The sequence below is a fragment of the Pseudomonas sp. NPDC089547 genome, from assembly GCF_050280665.1.
Taxonomy (GTDB): domain Bacteria; phylum Pseudomonadota; class Gammaproteobacteria; order Pseudomonadales; family Pseudomonadaceae; genus Aquipseudomonas.
Window position 1 is genome coordinate 26,036 of the sequence record NZ_JBNNVS010000014.1, and the last position, 20,858, is coordinate 46,893.

Genomic DNA, 20,858 nt, shown 5'->3' on the forward strand with positions numbered 1-20,858 from the left:
CCTTGTGTCGCGATGGGGCGCAAGGCGGCCCCAGAAATTCAGCATCGCAGCACAAATTCCTGGGGCTGCTTTGCAGCCCATCGCGACACAAGGCCGCTCCTACACGCACCGCGCACGGCTGGAGCATCAGATTTCGGACGCTTCGCTCGCTGCTGCTGCCGCCTTCACCGAAGCCTTCTTTTCCTGCACCACAATGTAAAACTCCTCGCCATGTTTCACCGCGCCATACAGCACGGCCTTCTCGATCAGCTCGTTACCGCGCAGGTGGCGCAGCATCATCGGGTCCTTGCGCAGGTCGCGGTACAGGGCCAGGCACAACAGCACCATCACCACCACAAAGGGCAGGGCCACGACGATGGTCAGGTTCTGCAGCCCCGTCAGCGCCTCGCCCGGGTCCCGTGGGTCGCCAATCGCCAGCATGATCGCCGCTACGGTACCGGTCAGCGCACCCCAGAAAATCACCGTGCGCCGCGAGGGCGCGGTGGTGCCGTGTTCCGACAGTGTGCCCATCACCAGCGACGCCGCATCGGCACCGGAAACGAAGAAGATGCCCACCAGGATCATCACCAGCACCGAAGTAGCCGACGCCAGCGGGTAGCTGTCCAGCAGCTGGTAAAGCGCGTGGTTGCTGTTGACCGCGCCATTGGCCAACTGGAAGGCGCCTTCGCGCACGGCATCGATAGCCGCACCGCCAAAAATGGTAAACCACACCAGGCTGACCAGGCTAGGCACCAGCAATACCCCGGTCACGAACTGGCGGATGGTACGGCCGCGGCTGATGCGGGCGATGAACATGCCCACGAACGGTGTCCAGGAAATCCACCACGCCCAATAGAATACGGTCCAGCCGGCCAGCCAGCTGTTCATTTGCTCACCGCCGCTGGCGTTGGTGCGTGCCATCATTTCAGGCAGCATCTTGATGTAGATGCCGATCGAGGTCGGCAGCAGGTTGAGCATCAGCAGGGTCGGGCCAACCATGAACACGAACACCGCCAGTACCAGCGCCAGCACCATGTTGGTGTTGGACAGCCACTGGATGCCCTTGCCGATGCCCGACACAGCCGAAGTGACAAAGGCAATGGTCAACAGGGTGATGATCGCGATGTAGAACAGCTTGCCGGGGCTCTCGATCCAGTCGTTGTACTCGAGGCCACCGGCAATCTGCAGGGCCCCCAGGCCCAGCGAGGCCGCCGAGCCGAACAGCGTGGCGAAAATCGCCATCATGTCGATCAGGCGCCCGAGCGGGCCATTGGCGTGCTTGCCGATCAATGGCCGGAAGGCTGCGGATATCAACTGTGAACGGCCGCGCCGGAAGGTGCCATAGGCAATCACCAGGCCGACGATGGCGTACATGGCCCAGGGGTGCAGGGTCCAGTGGAACAGGGTGGTGGCCATCGCCACCTGCATCGCCTCGCTGGTCTGCCCGGTGGCTGAACCGGGTGGCGGCGACACATAGTGCGAAAGCGGCTCGGCAACACCGAAGAACATCAGGCCGATGCCCATGCCGGCGCTGAACATCATCGCCACCCAGGACACCGTGCGGAATTCTGGCTGTTCGCCATCGCGCCCTAGTGGCACCCGGCCATAGCGACTGGCGGCCAGCCACAGCACGAACACCACGAACAGGGTGGAAGTGAGTACGAAGAACCAGCCGAAGTTGAGAATGACCCAGGATTGTGCGCTGGAAGCACTGCTGGCGAGGCTGGCCTGGTTAAGGAAGCCCCAGAGTACGAAGGCGATTGCCAGGAGGCTGGTGAACCCGAAGACGACCCAGTCGAGCTTGCCCTCGAAATGCCGGTCCTGGCGGGCTTCTGCGGTTTTCGAGGGGTCCGTCACGCCAAGGTCGAGCGTTTCGGTGATGTGTTCCTTTGCCATGAATGATGAGGCCCCTTTGTGGCTTACCTGCGCGCGCAGGCTTGTTGTTGTATGGGCTACCGAGTTCGATGACGGCCTCGGCGGGGTGGAATGCTGGCGCGATTATCCTGCGCAGGAAGAGGCGCCCCCTGTCTCGATAACGCCGTGGGGCGTCCCTTGCGCGACTTGGCAAATACTTTTAGTTCTGGGGGCAATAGCCCTTTCTGCCTCGGGTTCTGGTACCCTGATGGGCATTACCCGGGCCCGCCCATCCGAGCACCGTAGAAGCGCTGCTGCTTGCGGGCCTGGCCGTACCAGGAAACGGAGATTCGTCAAAATGGCCACTGATCGTGTGAGCCTGATTCATTTCGATAAATTGAGCATGAGCCCTGCCGCTGCCGATCGGTTCCAGAAAGCCCTCGACGCGCTGGCAGCGCTCAAGCTGCAGGACCGTTACGTGTACCTCATCGCTCCTTATCTGGGTGATATCGCTGACGCGTCTGACGCCGAGCAACTGGACACCGCCCTGGGCCAGTGCATCCGGGTGGTTGATGAGCTACTGGCTGCCAGGTCGGTCAGCAAGGTCAAAGCCGAGGAAGTGCGCCAGGTGTTCCAGAGCGCTGCCGAGCGTGCGCGGGCAGAGCTGCCTGGCTGAGTGGTGGCATGGCCAAAGACATCGACAACCCCTGCGTCTCGTTATGCCAGCTCAACAGCGAGCTGTGCGTGAGCTGTGGTCGCACCCGTGACGAAATCCGCAAGTGGCGGGGCATGAAACGGCCGGAAAAGATGGCCACCGTGCAGCGGGCGGCAACGCGGATGAAGGCTATCGCCAAGAAGGCAGCCAAGCGACAGAATGCCGACTGAACCCTCCCGGCGTTAGCCGATGAAAGGCCCATCTACTTTTCGCACAGGGTCCAGACTGTCTACAGCACGCGCAGATGAATGCTGCAGTTGATCACAGGATGTGGCAGCCTTTGGCCACCACGCCGGGTCACCGGATGTAACTTGTGCCGAGGGTTGTAGATGATCGAGCGTTGCTTTCGCCACGGCTTGCTCCTGTTGTCGTGCCTGCTGCTGCCATTGGCTGCGGTAGCGCAAGAGCCTTGCCGGCGGTTGACCGCCACCGGCAACCCGGAATACCCCCCGTACCTGTGGCGCGACCCGCAAAACCCCCAGCAACTGATCGGTGCCAACGCTGACCTGCTCAAGTACCTGGGCAAGCAGTTGGGGCTGGAGATCGAGGTGGTTTACGGCGGGCCGTGGTCGCGTGCGCAGGAAGAGGTGCGCACCGGCCGGATCGACTTGATGGCCGGGTACTTCATGACCCAGGCCCGGCAGCAGCAGATGGACTTCGTCACCCCGCCATTTCTGCACACGCCCAGTGTGGTCTGGGTACGCCAGGACAATGCCTTTGCCTACCACCAATGGGCAGACCTGAAAGGCCGCAAGGGCGGGACCTTGGTCAACAACAGCCACGGTCAGCAGTTCGACGACTTTGCCAGGGCCAACCTCATCCTCGAAGCAGTACCCAGCGCCAGGCAGGCATTCGAAAAACTCATGCACAAACGCAGCGACTATGTCGTGTACGAGCAGTACCCTGGCATGGCGCTGGCGCGCACCTTGGGTATTGCCAGCACTGTGCAGGTGTTGGAGCCGCCTATCTCCAGCGAAGGGCTGTACCTGGCGCTTTCGCATGATTCACCCTGCAATCAGCCGCATTTGCGTGAAGCGCTGGCGCGGGAAATGGAAAAGATCGTGGCCGGGGCGTTGCCGCAGCAGTTGCTGCAGCAGAACCTGGAGCGGTGGCAGTAATCAGCGAGGAAGGTGCGCGGCCTCCCGTGCGTGCTTGGCCCGGGTCACGTTGACCGCGCCTGGCAGGCTGACGTCGTTCTTTGCCGCGAGGATTTCAGCCATGACGCTGACGGCGATCTCGGCCGGGGTCTTGCTGCCGATGTAGATGCCAATCGGGCCGTGCAAGCGTTGCAGCGACGCCTCGCTTTCGCCGAAGTGCTCGATCAGGCGCTCACGGCGCAGCTGGCTGTTGCGCCGCGAGCCGATGGCACCGATGTAGAACGCCGGGCTGTGCAAGGCTTCGAGCAGGGCCAGGTCGTCCAGCTTCGGGTCGTGGCTGACGGCAACGATGGCAGTGCGCAGGTCCGGGGTGAAGGCGCGGACCACGTCGTCGGGCATGCCGGCCAGCAGGTTGACGCCGGCCACGCTCCAGCCTGCGGTGTACTCGGGGCGTGGGTCGCACAGCGAAACGTTGAAACCATTGAACAGGGCCATGGTGGCCAGGTACTCGGCCAGTGCGCCACCACCGATCAGCAGTAAACGGTAGCCCGGCCCCAGGGTGCTGAGCATGTGTTGGCCATCGAAGCTGAACAGGTCGGGCGTGCTGGTGGGGGTTAGGCTGATATCACCGTTGTGCAGGTTGAGCCATCGGCGGACCAGGCTGCCCTTGTCAAGGCAGGCCAGCAGCCGTTCGAGGTGCTGCAGCGGCGGTGTGAACTCCAGTACAAGCTCCAGTGTGCCGCCACAGGGCAGGCCGAAACGGTGTGCTTCATCGGCGCTTACGCCGTAACGCACCACTTGGGGCAGGCCGTTGGGCATGCCGGGGCCGCCGTGGGCAGTGGTGTAACGGTGAATGAGGTCGTCCTCGATACAGCCACCGGAGACACTGCCGACCACCCGGCCATCAGCGCGCAAGGCCATCATCGAGCCGACCGGGCGAGGGGATGAACCCCAGGTGCGGGCGACCGTGGCCAGCAGGACGCGGTGGCCAGCGGCGAGCCAGTCTCGGGTGGTGCGCAGTACCAGCAGGTCGATGCTTTCCATGGGGCTCCTTTAAACCTGAAGGTTGTGAGTGGCCTCTTCGCGGGCTCGCCCGCTCCCACAGGATTTTCGACAGCTTCGAATCCTGTGCAGTACCTGTGGGAGCGGGCAAGCCCGCGAAGAGGCGGGCACAGGCACCCCTGTCTCAGCGCATATGCAAGATGATCGGGCTGCTGCTGGCCGGGTCGGTATGCCCACGCAACTTGCCCACCGCCTGCGCATCCACGCTGCCGCCATGATTACCCCAGGCCGTGCGCACGAAGCTCAGTACTTCGGCAATTTCCTGGTCACTCAGTTGCTCCCGGAACGCCGGCATGCGGTAGGCATCAGGCAACCCCGCCGTCACCACCCGCTGCGAACCGTTCAAGGTAATGTTGATCGCAGAAGCGCCCTCTTTAGCCAGTGCCGAGGTTGCCCCCGCCAAAGGTGGCATCCATTGGTCCTGGCCCTTGCCTTCCAGTCCGTGACACGACGCGCAGCGGGTCACGTAGGTATGTGCGCCTGGGCTGTCGAGCTGTGTTGCTGCCGACTCGGCCACGTACTGCCACGGCGCCCCATCGCGCTGCGGGTCGCCGGGCAGCGACTTCAGGTAGTGGGCGATGGCCGCCAGGTCATCGTCGCTCATGAACTGCGTGGAGTTGTTGAACGCCTCGGTCATCGAGCCGAACACGACTGCATGGCGGTTACGGCCGGTCTTGAGAAACTGCGCGATCTCGTCTTCGCTCCAGCGTCCCAGCCCTGTGTTGTGGTCGGCACGCAAGCTTGGTGCGTACCAGCCATCGAGCAGGGCGCCGGCCAGGAAGGGCTTGCCGCTGTCATCCAGCGCCTTTTCGTTGAATGCCAGGCCGCGTGGCGTATGGCAGCTGCCGCAGTGGCCAGGGCCCTGAACGATATAGGCGCCGCGATTCCATTGCGCATCCTGCCCAGGTTTATCGGCGTATGGCGTGGTGGCGGCGAACAGGCCGTTCCACAGGGCAATGGGCCAGCGCAGGTTCAGCGGCCAGGGGATGTCGCTGGCCAGGTTGGCCTGCCGGGCCGGTTGCACGCCGTGCATGAAGAATGCGTATAGCGCCTTTACATCGTCGTCACTGAGTTTGGCGTAGGACGGGTAGGGCATGGCCGGGTACAGCCGCCGGCCGCCGGGCGCGACACCTTGGCGTACGGCGCGGTCGAAGTCGGCGAGGCTGTAGCTGCCGATACCGTTGTCGCGATCAGGGGTAATGTTGGTGGCGTGGATAGCCCCGAGCGGGGTGGCCATTTCCAGCCCGCCCGCGAACGGCTTGCCCTCCGGCAGGCTGTGGCAGGCCACGCAGTCGCTGAGCCGGGCCACGTATTCGCCACGGCTGACCAGTGCCGGGTCGGCGGCAGAGGCCTGTGCGTCCACAAACGGCGAGGCGGGCTCGCGGGTGACATACCAGGCCAGCAGGCCTGCCGCGACCAGGCACGGCAGCGCCAGCCAGCCAGCGGTTCTTGCGAAACGATGGGTCATGGGGGCGTTCCTTGTGCGCTAGCTGAAGGTATGGCGGCTCAACGGCAGGCTGCGTACGCGCTGGCCGGTCAGTTGCGCGACCGCGTTGGCTACCGCCGGGGCTACGGCCGGCAACGGAGGCTCGCCAATGCCGCCCATCTTCGCTCCGCTTTCGACGATGCGCACATGCACCCGGGCCATGCGCGAAGGCGGCAGGATCGGGTACAGGTCGTAGTTGCGGGCCCGCGGCTTGCCATCCACGTACACCGCTTCTTCCACCAGCGTCTGCGACAGGCCCAAGGCTACGGCGCCGTTCACCTGATGCTCGATGATCGCCGGGTTGACGATGCTGCCCGGGTCGATGGCCTGCCAGATATCGTGCACCTTGACCTGGCCATTCTCGATCGACACTTCGGCAATGACTGCCGCCTCCGAGCCGAAGGGCGAGGCCATGGCCACGCCACGTGCCCGCTTGCTGCCATCGTCGGCAGTGAACGGGCCGCGCTTCCAGCCGCCGGACAGGTCGGCGACCGCGTTCAGCAGGTTGGTCAGGCGCGGGTTGTCGCGCAGCAGGTGCAGGCGCAGTTCGAAGGGGTCTTTGCCGCCTTTGTCGGCCAGTTCGTCGAGAAACGACTCGTAGAAGAAGTCGTTCAGCGAATTGCCCACCGAGCGCCAGTAGCCAAGCATGGCCGGGCCTTTCACATAGATCTGGGCGATGCGCTTGTTGGCGATGGCGTAGGCCTTGCCCGACAGCCCTTCAAGCGCGGTCGGGTCGATTTTGTCGCCTTGCTTGCCGGCCAGTGCTTCGGTCGGGCCTTCGGTGGCACTGACCGCTTCCAGGGCAACCGGAAAACCGTCTGCATCCAGGCCAGCACGGAACTTGACCACGGCAACCGGGCGCAGCACGTCGCGCAGGAACTCTTCTTCACGGCTCCAGATAAGTTTCACCGGCCGCCCCACTGCCTTGGCCAAGGCAATGGCCTGGGGGTAGGGGTTGGCTGAGTCGTACAGGAAGTGGCGACCAAAGAAACCGCCCAGCAGCGGCGAGTGCAGGTTGATTTGCGCAGTTTCCAGGCCGGTGCGCTTGGCAATGTCGTCGCGGAACATGTCCGGCGCCTGGTTGGGCAGCCACACGTCCAGCGTCCCGTCCGGGTTGAAGCGGGCAAGGGCAGAGGGTGGCTCCAGCTGGGCATGGTTCAGGTACTGGTTGTGGTAGCTGGCCTCGACCTTGGTCTTGGCGTTGCTCAAGGCGCCCGCAGTATCGCCTTGGTTTTCTTCATCGCGGGCCGGGCCTTCGACCGTGGCCAGGTGCTCGCGCCAGCCATCGCTGGAGAAGTCTGCCGGCATCGCTCGCACCTTCGAGTCGGCAGCGGCCTCTTGCCAGTCCACCTGAATCGCCTCCACCGCACGCTTGGCATGCCACCAGCGCTCGGCGACCACGGCCACGGCGCCCGGTAACTGATGCACCGAATGCACGCCTTTCATGGCTTTGACCTGCGCTTCATTGCGCAGGCCGCCCACGGTCATGCCCAGGCGTGGCGCGTGTTGCACGGCGGCGTGGAGCATGCCGTCGACCTTGATGTCGATGCAGTACTGGGCCTTGCCGGTAGACTTGTCGTAGGCGTCCAGGCGGCGCACGGGCTTGCCGATCCAGCGGAACTGGCTGGGGTCGCGCAGCTTGACGCTGGCCGGGTCGGGCACCGGCAGGTCCATGGCGCGGCCGGCAAGTTCGCCATAGGGGATGGAGCGGCCGGTCGTGGTATGTACCACGTTGCCAGGTGTGGTCGAGAGTTCTTCAACCGGCACGCCCAACTGCTGGGCACCGGCCTGCAGCAGCATGGCCCGGGCGAGGGCGCCCAGGCGGCGCATGGTCGGGTAGCTCATGCGCACCGACATGCTGCCGCCGGTAATGCGCATGCCGTTTTCCATTACTACATAGGCTTCGCCCGGTGGCGCACTCTCGACCACGAAATGGGCAGGGTCGACATCCAGCTCTTCACCGACGATTTGTGCCATGGCGGTGAAGGGGCCTTGCCCGCCCTCCATGAACGGACTGAGCAGGCGCACCGTACCGTCCGGGCGGATCTCCAGGAACGCCGGCACCTGAGTGCCCCGTTCCGCGGTCGCAGCAACTGCGGCCTGCACCCGGGCCGACCCCATGGGCAGGCCAAAACCCAGCACCAGGGCACCGACCGCCGTGCCAGCAAGAAAGCGCCGCCGTGACAGGTTGACGGTCTCGCCCAGTTGCAGCTTGAGCAACTCGGCAGGCGTATCGACGGGCGTGTTCATCAGGCCTGCTCCCCTTGAGCCAGGCCGTGCACAGCGGCATGGATGGCGTTGTAGGTGCCGCAGCGGCACAGGTTGACCATGGCGGCGTCGATCTGCGCGTCACTCGGTTTGGGGGTGTGCTTGAGCAGCGCCGTGGCCGCCATCACCTGGCCGGACTGGCAGTAGCCGCACTGGGCCACCTGATGCTCGACCCAGGCCGCGACCACCCGTTTGCCGACAGCATCGGCCTCGATCGCCTCGATGGTGGTCACCTCACGCCCTGCCACGCCAGCCACAGGGGTAACACAGGCGCGCACCACATTGCCGTCTACCAGCACCGAGCAGGCGCCGCACTGGGCCAGGCCACAGCCATACTTGGTGCCAGTCAGCCCCAGGTCATCGCGGATCACCCACAGCAGGGGCGTATCGGCGTCCACCTCGACCTGGTAGGTCTTCTGGTTGATGCGTAGTTCCATGGTTCACCTGCCAATCATCGGTTGCTGTCGCATTGATTATTCTGTGTGGGGAATACGTTGTTCCCCAGAGAAGAAACGCTAGCACAGGGGGATGACCGCTGGTCCGGTGGCGGGTGCAGGTCCAGAGGATCAGGCAAGCAATCCGGTGGAATGCGCAAGCGACGAGGTAAACAGGACTTCCGGGCTGAAAACCCGGATAATGCCGGCCAATTTCGTTTTGCACGCTTAAATCACGGTAATCCCGCATGGAAATCAAGGTCAATTTTCTCGACAATCTCCGTCTCGAAGCCAAGTTCGACGACTTCACGGTGATCGCCGACCAACCGATCCGCTACAAGGGTGATGGTTCGGCCCCTGGACCGTTCGATTATTTCCTGGCGTCTTCGGCCTTGTGCGCGGCTTACTTCGTCAAGCTGTACTGCCAGACCCGCGACATCCCCACCGAAAACATTCGCCTGTCGCAGAACAACATCGTCGACCCGGAAAACCGCTACAACCAGATCTTCAAGATCCAGGTCGAGCTGCCCGAAGACATTTCCGAGAAGGACCGCCAGGGCATCCTGCGCTCCATCGACCGCTGCACCGTCAAGAAAGTGGTGCAGACCGGCCCCGAGTTCGTGATCGAAACGGTCGAAAACCTCGACGCCGATGCCCAGGGCCTGCTGATGCCGGTATCGGACAGCAGCACCTACATCCCCGGCAAGGACCTGCCGCTGGAGCAGACCATCGCCAACATGTCCGGCATCCTCGCCGGGTTGGGGATGAAGATCGAGATCGCCTCGTGGCGCAACATCGTGCCCAATGTGTGGTCGCTGCACGTGCGCGATGCGCAGTCGCCGATGTGCTTCACCAACGGCAAGGGCGCCACCAAGGAAGCGGCGCTGGCTTCGGCACTGGGTGAGTTCATCGAGCGCCTGAACTGCAACTTCTTCTACAACGACCAGTTCTGGGGTGAGGAGCTGGCCAACGCGCCGTTCGTGCATTACCCGAACGAGCAGTGGTTCAAGCCTGGCCCGCGCGACGCACTGCCGGCTGAGATCCTCGACGAGCACTGCCTGGCAATCTACAACCCGGACGGTGAGTTGCGGGGTTCGCACTTGTACGACACCAACTCTGGCAACACGGCGCGCGGCATCTGCTCGCTGCCATTCGTGCGCCAGTCGGATGAGCAGGTGGTGTACTTCCCGTCCAACCTCATCGAAAACCTGTTCCTCAGCAACGGCATGAGCGCCGGCAACACCCTGGCCGAGGCGCAGGTGCAGTGCCTGTCGGAAATCTTCGAGCGGGCGGTGAAGCGCGAAATCCTCGAAGGCGAGCTGTGCCTGCCGGACGTGCCGCAGGAGGTGCTGGCCAAGTACCCGGCCATCGTTGCCGGCATCCAGGGGCTGGAAGAGCAGGGCTTCCCGGTGCTGGTGAAGGATGCTTCGCTGGGCGGCGAGTTCCCGGTCATGTGCGTGACCTTGATGAACCCGCGTACCGGCGGTGTATTCGCCTCGTTCGGCGCCCACCCGAGCCTGGAAGTGGCACTGGAGCGCAGCCTCACCGAACTGCTGCAAGGCCGCAGCTTCGAAGGCCTGAACGACCTGCCGCAGCCGACCTTCGAAAGCCATGCGCTGACCGAGCCGAACAATTTCGTCGAGCACTTCATCGACTCCAGCGGCGTGGTGTCGTGGCGCTTCTTCAGTGCCAAGGCTGACTTCGAATTCGTCGAGTGGGACTTCTCGGGGCATGGCGAGGACTCCAACGTGCAGGAGGCTGCAACCCTGTTCGGCATCCTCGAAGACCTGGGCAAGGAGGTGTACATGGCGGTGTACGACAACCTTGGCGCCACCGCCTGCCGCATCCTGGTGCCGGGCTACTCGGAAATCTACCCGGTCGAGGACCTGATCTGGGACAACACCAACCGTGCCTTGTCGTTCCGTGCCGACATTCTCAACCTGCACAACCTCGAGAGCCGGCCGCTGAAGCTGTTGCTCAAGCGCCTGGACAACTGCGATGTGGATGACTACACCACCATTACCACCTTGATTGGCGTGGAGTTCGACGAAAACACGGTGTGGGGCCAGCTGACCATCCTGGAACTGAAACTGTTGATCTGCCTGGCAGTGCAGCGCTTCGAGGAGACCAAGGAGTTGGTCGAAGCGTTCCTGCAGTTCAACGACAACACTGTCGAGCGCGGGCTGTTCTACCAGGCATTGAATGTGGTGCTGGAAGTGGTGCTGGATGATGAGCTGGAGATGGACGACTACGAGCCCAACTTCCGCCGCATGTTCGGCAACGCGCGCATGGACGCGGTGCTGGGCTCGGTGGACGGCAGCGTACGCTTCCATGGCCTGACCCCGACCAGCATGAAGCTCGAAGGCCTTGATCGCCACCTGCGCCTGATCGAAAGCTACAAGAAGCTGCACGCTGCGCGGGCCAAGTTCGCCTGAACACGCAGTATCGAGCAGGGCAAATAACCCTGCTCGATACCCAGGCGTGTATGCGATCCCTGCGGGAGATCTCCCAGCCCTTCTGGCTGCGCTGTCGCGCAGAAAACTGATGCCGGGCGCACCGCGTACCCTGTGGGAGCGGGCATGCCCGCGAAGAATCCAGCGCGGTGCATGGCACCGGCTGCGCCGGTGTTCGCGGGCATGCCCGCTCCCACAGGGCCCCTGCTAGATCAGTAAGAGATGTGCAGTTCTATGAGAGCGGGCGTGCCCGCGAAGAATCCAACGCGGTGTATGGCACCAGATACGCCGGTGCCATATATCGCTTTGATCACGGCCCTATCCCCAATTCGCCTTTCCGCTTTGCCTGGCAGGCGCGTAGAATTTTGCTCCCCAAATCCATGGCGCGTGAACCGCCAGAAGGACCTCGGCCGCGCATAACAAGAAGGCGCAGACCATGAGCACCCCTTTGGATACCAATGCCCTCAAAACCCGCCAGCAAGCCGCCTGGGCCAGCGGTGACTACGCCGTAATCGGCACCACCTTGCAGCTGGTTGGCGAGCGCCTGGCCGAAGCCTGCGACCTACGCTGGGACGAACACGTGCTGGATGTTGCCGCCGGCAATGGCAATGCCACCCTGGCGGCCGCCCGGCGCGGTTGCCGCGTCACCTCCACCGACTATGTACCCGAACTGCTCAAGCGCGGCGAAGAGCGGGCCCGTGCCGAACACCTGAATGTGCTGTTCCAGGCCGCCGATGCCGAGGCGCTGCCGTTTGCCGATGGTACGTTTGATGCCGTGCTTTCCACCTTTGGCGTGATGTTCGCCCCGGATCAGGCCCAGGCCGCGCGCGAACTGGCGCGGGTATGCCGGCCAGGTGGCCGCATCGGCCTGGCCAACTGGACCCCACAAGGTTTTGTCGGGCAGATGTTCAAGACCCTGGGTCGGCATGTGCCGCCGCCCACTGGGGCCCTTGCGCCTTCGCGGTGGGGCGATGAGGAACAGTTGCGGGTGATGTTCGAAGGTACGCTGGGTGAACTTCAGGTAAGCCACCAGTACTTCAACTTCCGCTACCGCTCCGCGGCACATTTTATCGAGGTGTTCCGCACCTGGTACGGGCCGGTGCACAAGGCGTTTGCGTCGTTGGAGGCGCAGGGGGCCAATGCCCTGGAGCGAGACCTTACCCAGTTGCTCGATGAGAACAACGTGGGTGGTGCTTCATCGTTGGTGGTGCCGAGTGAATACCTTGAGGTGGTGATCACTCGGGGGCCTTAGCGGGCACGTCCTCAAACGCTTCTACGGGCGATGGCGCTGCATGGTCGTTGAAGCGTTTGCCTCATACCCACTGACTCAGAGGTCAGTCAATCAGCCATCCGGGGTCGCCTTCGACCAATGTACCGCCGTGGCTGGTTGTATCGCCTTCCCTTGCCGCGGGTTGGGCTTCAATGATCGTGCAGGCCGCCCCGGTTTCTATGACAGCGCCACAACTGGTGCGGTCGCCTACGCGTGCTACGGCTTTGCCATCTACAAATGTTGCGCTAGCACCGGTTTCAACGGTGCCTTCGCCATGCAGTGGGCAGAGATGGCGATGACCTACGAGTACGATGGGTTTCATTTGCGCTTCCTTTTGCCAGGTTTGACAGGTGCCTCTTCGAAGGCTGCTGGGGGCGGTGGTGCGGCTTGCACGTTGAACAGGCGGCAGATGCCGTACCAGCAGATGGCGACGGTGAGGTTGTAGGGGAACAGCACGGCCCAGAAGGGCAGTTGCCAGTTTTTACCTCAGGCTTTACCGGAGCTCGAGGACCGCCATTTGCGCTGGTCCGAGTTTTGACCACCATGCCGGGCAAGGTATGGCTTTTACCAGGCTAGTGCGTGCATACGGCTGACGGAGTTGACCCGCATTTGAATCCGGCGCGGTCGTGACACTGAGTCCACAAACGCAATGTTTTGTGTGAATACCTCATTCTTCTGCTTCCCTTCTATATAGGGTTTACTTTGGTTGAGCGTGAGTTTTGTTGCTTATGGCCGCATGCGATCGCACTGAAGAGCGGGATTCGGTTAGTCTGAAAAATGGTTAATTAGCATTGGAGGGTCTGTGCTTGAGGATTTTTTGCATGCTGCCATTAATGATAGAGGGATTTGTAGGTTTAAGTAAAAACTGAATTTCCTCGTGACTGAAAGAGGAAAAATTGCCAGGTGAGAGTCGTTTGGGGCGCAGGGCGCTCGACTTATATTGATACCAAGATGTTGCTTCGTATTCCTGCTGATGGAGAATTTATAAACTGCCGCCAGACTACTTTATCAGCACAATCGCTCGCCTGTAGGATTTGGTCAGTGGCATGAAGGCCATTTCCACATATGGGAGCAGAAAGATGTCGAAGTCTAGTGTCGATCTTAATTTTAAAAATAGCCTATGCGTGCTCGAGACAAACCCATTCACAGAGCATGATTTTTTTTGGGAGCGCCATCGCTTTGAAAGAGATGGGTATCTTAAGATCAATGATTTAGTTGATCCGTTGATTAAGCAAGCGATTGCCGAAGATGTAAGATATTTGCTGGCCAACCATGCTAAGCGAAGAGATTTTCTTATTGAGTCGACGGGCAATACTCCTAGGTATTTGAGTAACGTTCCCCAGGAGTGTATTGAGACTGAAGGAAAGTATATACCGCTTGCATATAATTCTCGCTACTTAGCAAAGCTGATCGAAGGTATTGTAGGTGAGGCTGTTATTCCTACTCCATGGAAGTGGGATAACTACATTATAAATTCCCAGCACAAGGCTGGTGATACTCATGGATGGCACTGGGGGGACTATCCTTTTACAATTATTTGGGTTGTAGAAGCGCCAGCGATTGAATGTGGTGGGCTCCTAGAGTGTGTCCCACATACACGTTGGGACAAATGTAATCCTCGAGTTGAGTCCTTACTAGCTGCAAATAAGATCGATACATATTGCCATGAATCGGGCGATGTATATCTTCTGAAGGCCGATACTACGCTTCATCGGGTGAAACCTCTAACAATCCCCGTGGATCGAATCATTCTAAATACGACCTGGGAGCGTGCAAGAGATAAAGATCGCCATGTAGAGCATGAGACGTTTGTCTTCAGGGACTAATTGAAGGTGGCCGAAATGTCGATCAGATTTGCGCATGCGAATCTTATTTCGTGTGATTGGAAGAAACTATCAAGATTTTATATAAACGTATTTGGGTGCGTCGTGGTGGGGCCCGTTAGACGTCTTTCCGGGCCAGATGTTTCGGAAGGAATAGGTCTGCCAAGTGCTCATATTGAAGGTGTTCACCTGAAAATGCCTGGATGCATTTGTGGACCGACGTTAGAAATTTTTGAGTACGATAAACAGCGTGAGGAATCTGTTAAGTTCGCAAATTCAAGTGGTATCACACACCTTGCATTTGAGGTGTCCGATCTAGAAAGGGTTTGTGCAGACGTCATTCTACATGGTGGGTCGATGTTAGGTAGGTTGTCCTGTATACCAGTTGAAGGTATAGGTCGCTGCACATTCGTATATGTTAGAGATCCTGACAGAAATATTATTGAGGTACAAAGTTGGAATAATTATGAAAAAGATACTGGCGCAGTTTGATCTTGTGAAAGCTAAATATCCCCGAGGCGATAAGAGAATGTCAGGTTTTTATGATAGTGTGAACTGCATTAATAGCTTGGCAGAGGGGTCTCCAGGGTTCATCTGGCGAGAGATTGAGGAGGATCTTGAAGGTTTGGGGAAGTTGTGGGGGGAGGATTATCTTTATACTCTGTCAACCTGGGATGATGTAGGGTCGCTGAAAGACTTTATTTATCATTCGACTCACTTAGAAATAATGAAATCTGGTCGTGAGTGGTTCCACAAGTTAAATCATGTTCGGCTGGTTCTTTGGTGGGTGCCTAATGATCATAAGCCTACACTTACAGAAGCGCATGAGCGTTTGATGTACCTCCACGAAAATGGACCATCTAGTTTTGCTTTTGATTTTAAAAGTTGCGATCTCCCAGTTGTAATGTATTGAGGGTAAGTTCATGTCGAAAATCGAAATTGAAAAGCAAGCATTGCTTGCGAGCTTTTATAGGAGTTTTTTGAGTTCTCCAGAAGTCCTGGTTGGCCTCGGGGGTGAGACTGAAGATTTAAGGCGAAAAGCTTATGAAGTTGAAGGTGAATGGATCAAAGCAGAGGAGAGGCTAGTAAATTCTGATTTGCTGCCAAAGGGCAAGAAAGAGTTTATTAAGTGGTATCTAATGATGGAGCGAAAAATGAATATGGATATCCGTTTTTTCATCGAGTTTTTACGTGGGCAAGCTAGCTTAAAGCAGATTGCATATTATATTTGCATGGAAGAGCTTGTCGATGGGTCGTTTGATGATCTAATGGCCCTTGTGCAGTTGGGGATGCCTATCAGGCCGAAAATGGTCGCTGGTAGAAATTATTGGGATGAGATGGGGGGTGGTGACTTTTCAAAAGTACACACAACGATGTTCAAGGATTCGTCTGATTACATGCGGATGATTCTGAGAGATTTAGATGTGTCGGTAGACAAACCAACGCTCGAGTGTCTCATGAATGGCAATATGCTATTAATGTGGGCACTTCGCCGGGAGTACAATGTAAGACTAATTGGAGCAATAGGTTTAGTTGAAGGATCTGCGCCTGTTCGTTTTCGAGCCACCACGGAAGGTTTGGAACGTCTCAAACAGCCTGAGCGGGTAGTGGCTTACCACAAAGCGCACATAGATATTGATACACATCACAGTCGTGCTTGGTTAGAAACGGTCTTGGATCATTTCGCGGCCTGTGGAGATGATGTAATCCGGGAAATGGCCTTGGGAGTCGCTATTCGACACAATATTGCACTGCGCTACTATCATCACATGTATGTTGAAATGAGAGCTTTAGGTGATGACTGACTCTAATGTAATAGTGGTAGTTGACCCGGTAAGTTCGGCGGTTTATTTCGGAAATGCCATACAGGCGAAGGGCTATCGAGCAGTTGCGTTGATTAGCGTAAAGAAATTGTCAGCAAGCCTCAAACGTTTGCAAGATCTAAAGGAATTTCAGCATATAGTGTATGCGGAGGACTTAGATTCCGCAATAGAACTGCTTTCTAGATTGAGAGTTTGTGCGGTGGTGCCCGGTTCAGATTTGGGAGTATGTCTGGCGGATAAAATCAGCAATTACTATGGTCTAGTCGGTAATTTGATTGAGACTTCATTGTCGCGGACTGACAAAGGATCTCAGAAGGCTACGCTGATAAGAAAAGGCGTCGCGGTCGGGTGGGGAATAGAAATGGAGGCGAGTGATGATAAGCGCGAAACACTGAAACTGCTGAAGTATCCTGTGGTGGTGAAACCCTGTCGAGGTACCGGTAGCAGGAACGTAAAAATGTGCACAAATATTAGTGAGGTGGATGAGTCGATCTCAAACATTAGAAATAATGCCGAGGCTAGAGGGGACGAGGAACGTAAAGTCTTGGTGGAAGAATACCTGGGTGGTGAAGAATATTTTGCGGTGACTGCTAATTATGGCATAAGTGGTGATAAACAGCTTATATGCTTTGCGGTGTATGAGAAGATAACTAGGGGAAGAAGTCCAAGCGTATACAAAAATATTAGGTCGTTACCTTTGGATGATGGCAGGGCGCAATTTGCGTTTCGTTATGTTAAAGCTGTTAACGCCGCGCTAGATTTTGCATATGGTATCAACGATGTTGAGTTGAAAATAGGCCTTAGAGGCCCGCTAATGATTGAACAAAATGGACGAGTGCCGGGTGCTTTAGTGCCCAAGTTAATAGGGCTGTGCACAGGGGTGGATTGCTATCAGTTAGCCTTAGACATCTATTTGGGAGAAAAAGTAACTCCGATAAGTTCTTTGGTTTTTCAGAGGCACTTCTGTATATGCTGCTTGATTTCTGAGAGATCAGGAGTGGTCGAGAAGATAAATGGACTTGAGGAGGTGCAGAACTTGAAATCGTTTAATATGATGAGTTTGCATGTTGATGTAGGTGATCATGTTGATTTGACATTGGATTTTCTGTCTTCATGGGGGATGGTTTTTTTGGTTCATGATGATTTGGATGTGCTGCAAGCTGAATCTGAGGTTGTTCATGAAAAGCTCTCCTTGCAATACCAGTCGCGGAGGGTATAACGCTCCAATGGGAGCAGGGAGGAAGTGATGTATAGTCTGAGCTTGATGCTATTGGTGGCGATTTTTATTTGCTGGGTTTGTCGGAAGACTGTATCTGCTATGAATCAGCCTGAATTTATAGGAGATATCCTAGCGGGTATACTGATCGGGCCCTATGTTTTGGGAGAGTTCTTGCCGCAAATATTACCAATAGTTGATATGGTTGGGTTTATAGAGTTGCTGCGTGGCCTTAGCGAACTTGGGCTAATTTGGATCCTTGTTGAGGCTGTATGGTGTGCTACTAACTTTCGTGGTGATTCACTTAATGAGAGGCCGGCAATAATTACTGCCGTATTAAGTATATTTATTCCTTTTTTGGTTGGGGCAGTACTCGGATACTATTCAAAAAACCATTTGGCCTTTGATCAGTCAACTATTGGTTATGTGCTATTTTGCGGTATTGCATTTTCGGTGACGGCCCTTCCTGTGCTGGCTATCATGATTGACCGTTTGAAGTTTATCAGTCGATCTGTGGGGAGTTCCGCACTAGCTGCTGCTATCTATACAGATGCATTCGCGTGGATTTCGTTAGCTATAGTGGTGGGTATTTGGGGGGTAAATGCAGAAAGTGACATTGAAGTTCTACTTAGATTTATTGGCTTGGTTTCGTTTTTTGTAGTTATCGTGGTTGTAAAAATGATGGCTTCAAAATTGGACCTGAGAGCCACCACTAATCGGGCAAAGATGACGCTAGTGATATTCTTGTTTGTAATATTGTGCGCAAATATAACTCATGGCTTGGGTTTTCACTATTCCATGGGTGCTATTGCAGCTATTTTTGCGCTGGCTAGAGTTCAGGGGCTCAAGAATGCCTGGGAGCAATGGGAAGGAAATATAAGAGTAGTAATGGTTCCAATGTTTTTTGTTGGAACAGGTACAATGTTGACGTTTGCAAGTTTTAATAATTCACAACTCTGGCTTTGGGTTCTGGTCTTTGTGGTTGCAGGAGTGATGAGTAAAATAATTGCTTCACTTTTTGCAGGAGTCCTGGTGGGTATGAGTAAGCTGGAATCTCTGGAGCTCGGTTTTTTGATGGCGACCAAAGGGACGGCAGAACTGGTTGTACTGTCTGTAGGATATAGTGCTGACTTGCTGTCAGATGATTCCTACATGGTGCTTTTGTTACTTTCAGTAGTGTCTACGCTATTGACAGCGCCACTGATAATTTTATTGAATAAATTTCGACAAGGAGGGCTTGGGTCGATGTCCCGGCCATAGCAAAATAATAAGAGGTGAATTGTGGACGTATTGATGGGATTGATTGCAGCTGTATGTTGGGGGGTCACAGATTACCTTGTGAGCCTCAATGGAAGAGCTCTTGGTGTGCAGCGCTCGGTATTTTATAGTCAATTTATCGGCTTGATCATCTTGAGTTCTTTCATGGTGATTTCTTCGAGTGGTTTACATGTCTTGTTTGAGGCAAGCTTGGAGACGATCCTGGTCTGCATCATTGCAGCAATGCTGACTTTCATTGGTGCGATCTGCCTCACGAAAGCGTTAAGTCAAGGCCGAACTTCTGTAGTGGCGCCCCTGATTACCTCATACGGAATGGTTACAACAATTTTAGCCTGGTTTGGCGGGGAGTTGCTAACGGGGATTCAAGTTTTAGGTATCGCTATTTGTATGTTAGGGATCTGGCTTGTGGGGGTGGGGCATGGCAAAACAGTATCCAGGGCTAATCAATATGAAGGGCGTGCTATTATTTATGCTTTATTAGCCGCAGGGCTGTATGGCTGTAGTTTTTGGGTGCAAGGTAAGTATGCTCTGAAGGCTGTGGGTCCGATAAATATGCTTTGGTTGACCTATTTTCTTGGGGTTGTTTTCCTTTTGTTTGCACTCCGCAAGGGGGAAGATTTCTACAAGATAAATATAAAGGCTTGCGGGACACTAAGTGCTGCCAGTGTTTTTAATCTTGGGGGATTTGCTGCTTTTGCACTTGGAGCGCTCGAAGGGTCTGTCGCAATTGTGACTGTAATTAGCACACTTTCAGGAGGGGTTGCTGCAGTTTTGGGGTACTTCTTCTACAAGGAGCGACTCGTGATCGGGCAGTTGTCAGGCGTGCTCTTGGTTATTCTTGGGGCGGTCGTGCTTCATGCATTTTGAAAGCTTATAGCTAACTTATTTTTATTCCCGGATTTAGTGGGAGTTCGATTTTTAAATTCTCTGAGTGCTCATTAAATGGAATCGAAGAGCTATTTGCCGAAGGATCATGTTGAAGTTTTGCCATGCATGGCTGCTTTCGCTGTTGTAGTAGAGAGTGGTAGTTTTGTGGAGGCTTCAGCGAAAATTGGGGTGACGGCGTCGGCCGTCAGTAAGCAAGTATCAAAGTTGGAGCAAGCGCTGTCATTGCGCTTAATAGATAGAACAACTAGGAGTCTGAAAGTGAATGCTGAGGGGCACCAAATCTATAAGTATTGCAAGTTAGTGCTTGAGTCCTCTGCTAATATATTTCGTGTCAAGGATAGATTGATCGATACACCTCAAGGTATAGTGCGAATGGGTGTGCCGAAATCTTTATATGCTACCTGTAGTAAAATGATTCCAAAGTTCTTATCTCAATTTCGGGACGTTAATGTTCAGTTGGTGTGTGGGGAGAAGTTTGATTTCGTTGCTGATGGCATAGATGTTGGGGTCGTGGTAACTAATAGGCCCCCGGAGGGAATGGTGGCTCGTCGATTATGTGATGTCGATTTTGTTTTGTGCGCGTCGAATGATTATATTGAAAAATCTGGTCCTGTTTCCCATCCTGACGAGCTTTCGGAGCATAGTTGCATACCATTCATTGGTGATCTTGATAAGCAGTATTGGAAGTTTAAATCTGCCCAGGAGAATTGTGATGTATTGATCCCAGGCAGATATCTCTCAGACTGTCCTGAAGCTGCACTAACGGCTACAGTAGCAGGAGTTGGTGTCTCTTGTCTTCCGCTATGCTTAGCAATCGATGCAATTCTAAATAAGCAACTGACAACGCTTCTGCCCGAGTGGAGTTATAGAGGCACGTTACAGGGTACAGCCTGGATTGTGTACCAGCCAGGGCAGCTGTTATCTAAACGGATAAAGGTCCTTGTTGACTATGTGATGAGTGAACTCGAAAAGTCAAGCCGTGCGTGGGTTTTGAAATGAATGCGTTAGTGTGAATAATGACCATGCTAGCTGTATATGGCACGTCGAAAGTAATTTGTAATACGACTCCCTACCGAGACAGGATATCGTATTATGCTTTGGTGCGCTGATTAGGCCGGTGATCACAATCAGAAAGTTCGATCTAGGTTCTCGGCCGTTTTTGAAGCAGTCATAGCATCTCCCAAATATATAGGCAGCAAGCAGCGAAATGCA

Annotated in this window: 19 protein-coding genes; 13 read left to right on the forward strand and 6 right to left on the reverse strand. The window is 56.2% G+C overall.

The window, feature by feature from the left end:
- Positions 1-126 precede the first annotated feature (126 nt).
- Complete coding sequence (locus tag ACQKPZ_RS12280; protein ID WP_427538213.1) at positions 127-1,875, reverse strand: BCCT family transporter; 1,749 nt, start codon at positions 1,873-1,875, stop codon at positions 127-129.
- 316 nt (positions 1,876-2,191) lie between these two features.
- Between ACQKPZ_RS12280 and ACQKPZ_RS12285 the strand changes: the two genes are divergently transcribed.
- From ACQKPZ_RS12285 to ACQKPZ_RS12295, 3 genes are all read left to right on the forward strand, one after another.
- Positions 2,192-2,509 carry a hypothetical protein gene (locus ACQKPZ_RS12285; RefSeq protein ID WP_427538216.1) on the forward strand — a complete coding sequence of 106 codons (318 nt, stop codon included), beginning with the start codon at positions 2,192-2,194 and terminating at the stop codon, positions 2,507-2,509.
- Between the two features lie 8 nt (positions 2,510-2,517).
- Positions 2,518-2,718, forward strand: a complete 201-nt coding sequence (locus tag ACQKPZ_RS12290; protein ID WP_012271937.1) for a DUF1289 domain-containing protein — start codon at positions 2,518-2,520, stop codon at positions 2,716-2,718.
- A 159-nt stretch (positions 2,719-2,877) separates the two neighbouring features.
- A complete protein-coding gene (locus tag ACQKPZ_RS12295; RefSeq protein ID WP_427538219.1) occupies positions 2,878-3,666 on the forward strand; it encodes a substrate-binding periplasmic protein in 789 nt (262 codons plus the stop codon).
- Here the strand turns inward: ACQKPZ_RS12295 and ACQKPZ_RS12300 are convergent, their stop codons facing one another.
- The 4 genes from ACQKPZ_RS12300 to ACQKPZ_RS12315 all read right to left on the reverse strand — a co-directional run bounded on the left by ACQKPZ_RS12300 (position 3,667) and on the right by ACQKPZ_RS12315 (position 8,898).
- Positions 3,667-4,689, reverse strand: a complete 1,023-nt coding sequence (locus ACQKPZ_RS12300) for an XdhC family protein (RefSeq protein ID WP_427538222.1) — start codon at positions 4,687-4,689, stop codon at positions 3,667-3,669.
- Positions 4,690-4,831: 142 nt separating this feature from the next.
- Positions 4,832-6,175: a c-type cytochrome gene (locus ACQKPZ_RS12305; protein WP_427538225.1), complete on the reverse strand. Its 1,344-nt coding sequence runs from the start codon at positions 6,173-6,175 to the stop codon at positions 4,832-4,834.
- A gap of 18 nt (positions 6,176-6,193) precedes the next feature.
- Positions 6,194-8,443: a xanthine dehydrogenase family protein molybdopterin-binding subunit gene (locus tag ACQKPZ_RS12310; protein ID WP_391131819.1), complete on the reverse strand. Its 2,250-nt coding sequence runs from the start codon at positions 8,441-8,443 to the stop codon at positions 6,194-6,196.
- The gene (locus tag ACQKPZ_RS12315) at positions 8,443-8,898 is read right to left on the reverse strand and encodes a (2Fe-2S)-binding protein (protein WP_391131821.1); all 456 of its coding nucleotides are present in this window, start codon (positions 8,896-8,898) and stop codon (positions 8,443-8,445) included. Before ACQKPZ_RS12315 ends, ACQKPZ_RS12310 begins: the two co-directional genes overlap by 1 nt.
- A gap of 245 nt (positions 8,899-9,143) precedes the next feature.
- Between ACQKPZ_RS12315 and ACQKPZ_RS12320 the strand changes: the two genes are divergently transcribed.
- Both ACQKPZ_RS12320 and ACQKPZ_RS12325 read left to right on the forward strand, forming a co-directional pair.
- Positions 9,144-11,330 carry an OsmC domain/YcaO domain-containing protein gene (locus tag ACQKPZ_RS12320; protein ID WP_427538228.1) on the forward strand — a complete coding sequence of 729 codons (2,187 nt, stop codon included), beginning with the start codon at positions 9,144-9,146 and terminating at the stop codon, positions 11,328-11,330.
- A 454-nt stretch (positions 11,331-11,784) separates the two neighbouring features.
- A complete protein-coding gene (locus tag ACQKPZ_RS12325; protein WP_427538231.1) occupies positions 11,785-12,600 on the forward strand; it encodes a class I SAM-dependent methyltransferase in 816 nt (271 codons plus the stop codon).
- 82 nt (positions 12,601-12,682) lie between these two features.
- On the opposite strand, the gene ACQKPZ_RS12330 is transcribed toward ACQKPZ_RS12325, so the two are convergent.
- Positions 12,683-12,940, reverse strand: a complete 258-nt coding sequence (locus ACQKPZ_RS12330) for a PAAR domain-containing protein (RefSeq protein WP_427538234.1) — start codon at positions 12,938-12,940, stop codon at positions 12,683-12,685.
- Between the two features lie 757 nt (positions 12,941-13,697).
- On the opposite strand from ACQKPZ_RS12330, the gene ACQKPZ_RS12335 reads away from it, so the two are divergent.
- From ACQKPZ_RS12335 to ACQKPZ_RS12370, 8 genes are all read left to right on the forward strand, one after another.
- Positions 13,698-14,444: a HalD/BesD family halogenase gene (locus tag ACQKPZ_RS12335; RefSeq protein ID WP_427538237.1), complete on the forward strand. Its 747-nt coding sequence runs from the start codon at positions 13,698-13,700 to the stop codon at positions 14,442-14,444.
- A 15-nt stretch (positions 14,445-14,459) separates the two neighbouring features.
- Positions 14,460-14,933, forward strand: a complete 474-nt coding sequence (locus ACQKPZ_RS12340) for a VOC family protein (RefSeq protein ID WP_427538240.1) — start codon at positions 14,460-14,462, stop codon at positions 14,931-14,933.
- Entirely contained in the window at positions 14,908-15,354 is a 447-nt protein-coding gene (locus ACQKPZ_RS12345) for a DUF3291 domain-containing protein (RefSeq protein ID WP_427538243.1), read from the forward strand. Before ACQKPZ_RS12340 ends, ACQKPZ_RS12345 begins: the two co-directional genes overlap by 26 nt.
- Positions 15,355-15,364: 10 nt before the next feature.
- The gene (locus ACQKPZ_RS12350; protein ID WP_427538246.1) at positions 15,365-16,246 is read left to right on the forward strand and encodes an iron-containing redox enzyme family protein; all 882 of its coding nucleotides are present in this window, start codon (positions 15,365-15,367) and stop codon (positions 16,244-16,246) included.
- A complete protein-coding gene (locus ACQKPZ_RS12355) occupies positions 16,239-17,483 on the forward strand; it encodes an ATP-grasp domain-containing protein (RefSeq protein ID WP_427538249.1) in 1,245 nt (414 codons plus the stop codon). Before ACQKPZ_RS12350 ends, ACQKPZ_RS12355 begins: the two co-directional genes overlap by 8 nt.
- A 27-nt stretch (positions 17,484-17,510) precedes the next feature.
- Positions 17,511-18,740: a cation:proton antiporter gene (locus ACQKPZ_RS12360; RefSeq protein ID WP_427538252.1), complete on the forward strand. Its 1,230-nt coding sequence runs from the start codon at positions 17,511-17,513 to the stop codon at positions 18,738-18,740.
- A gap of 21 nt (positions 18,741-18,761) precedes the next feature.
- Entirely contained in the window at positions 18,762-19,625 is an 864-nt protein-coding gene (locus ACQKPZ_RS12365) for a DMT family transporter (protein ID WP_427538255.1), read from the forward strand.
- A 75-nt stretch (positions 19,626-19,700) separates the two neighbouring features.
- Positions 19,701-20,645 carry a LysR family transcriptional regulator gene (locus ACQKPZ_RS12370; RefSeq protein WP_427538258.1) on the forward strand — a complete coding sequence of 315 codons (945 nt, stop codon included), beginning with the start codon at positions 19,701-19,703 and terminating at the stop codon, positions 20,643-20,645.
- Positions 20,646-20,858: the final 213 nt, after the last annotated feature.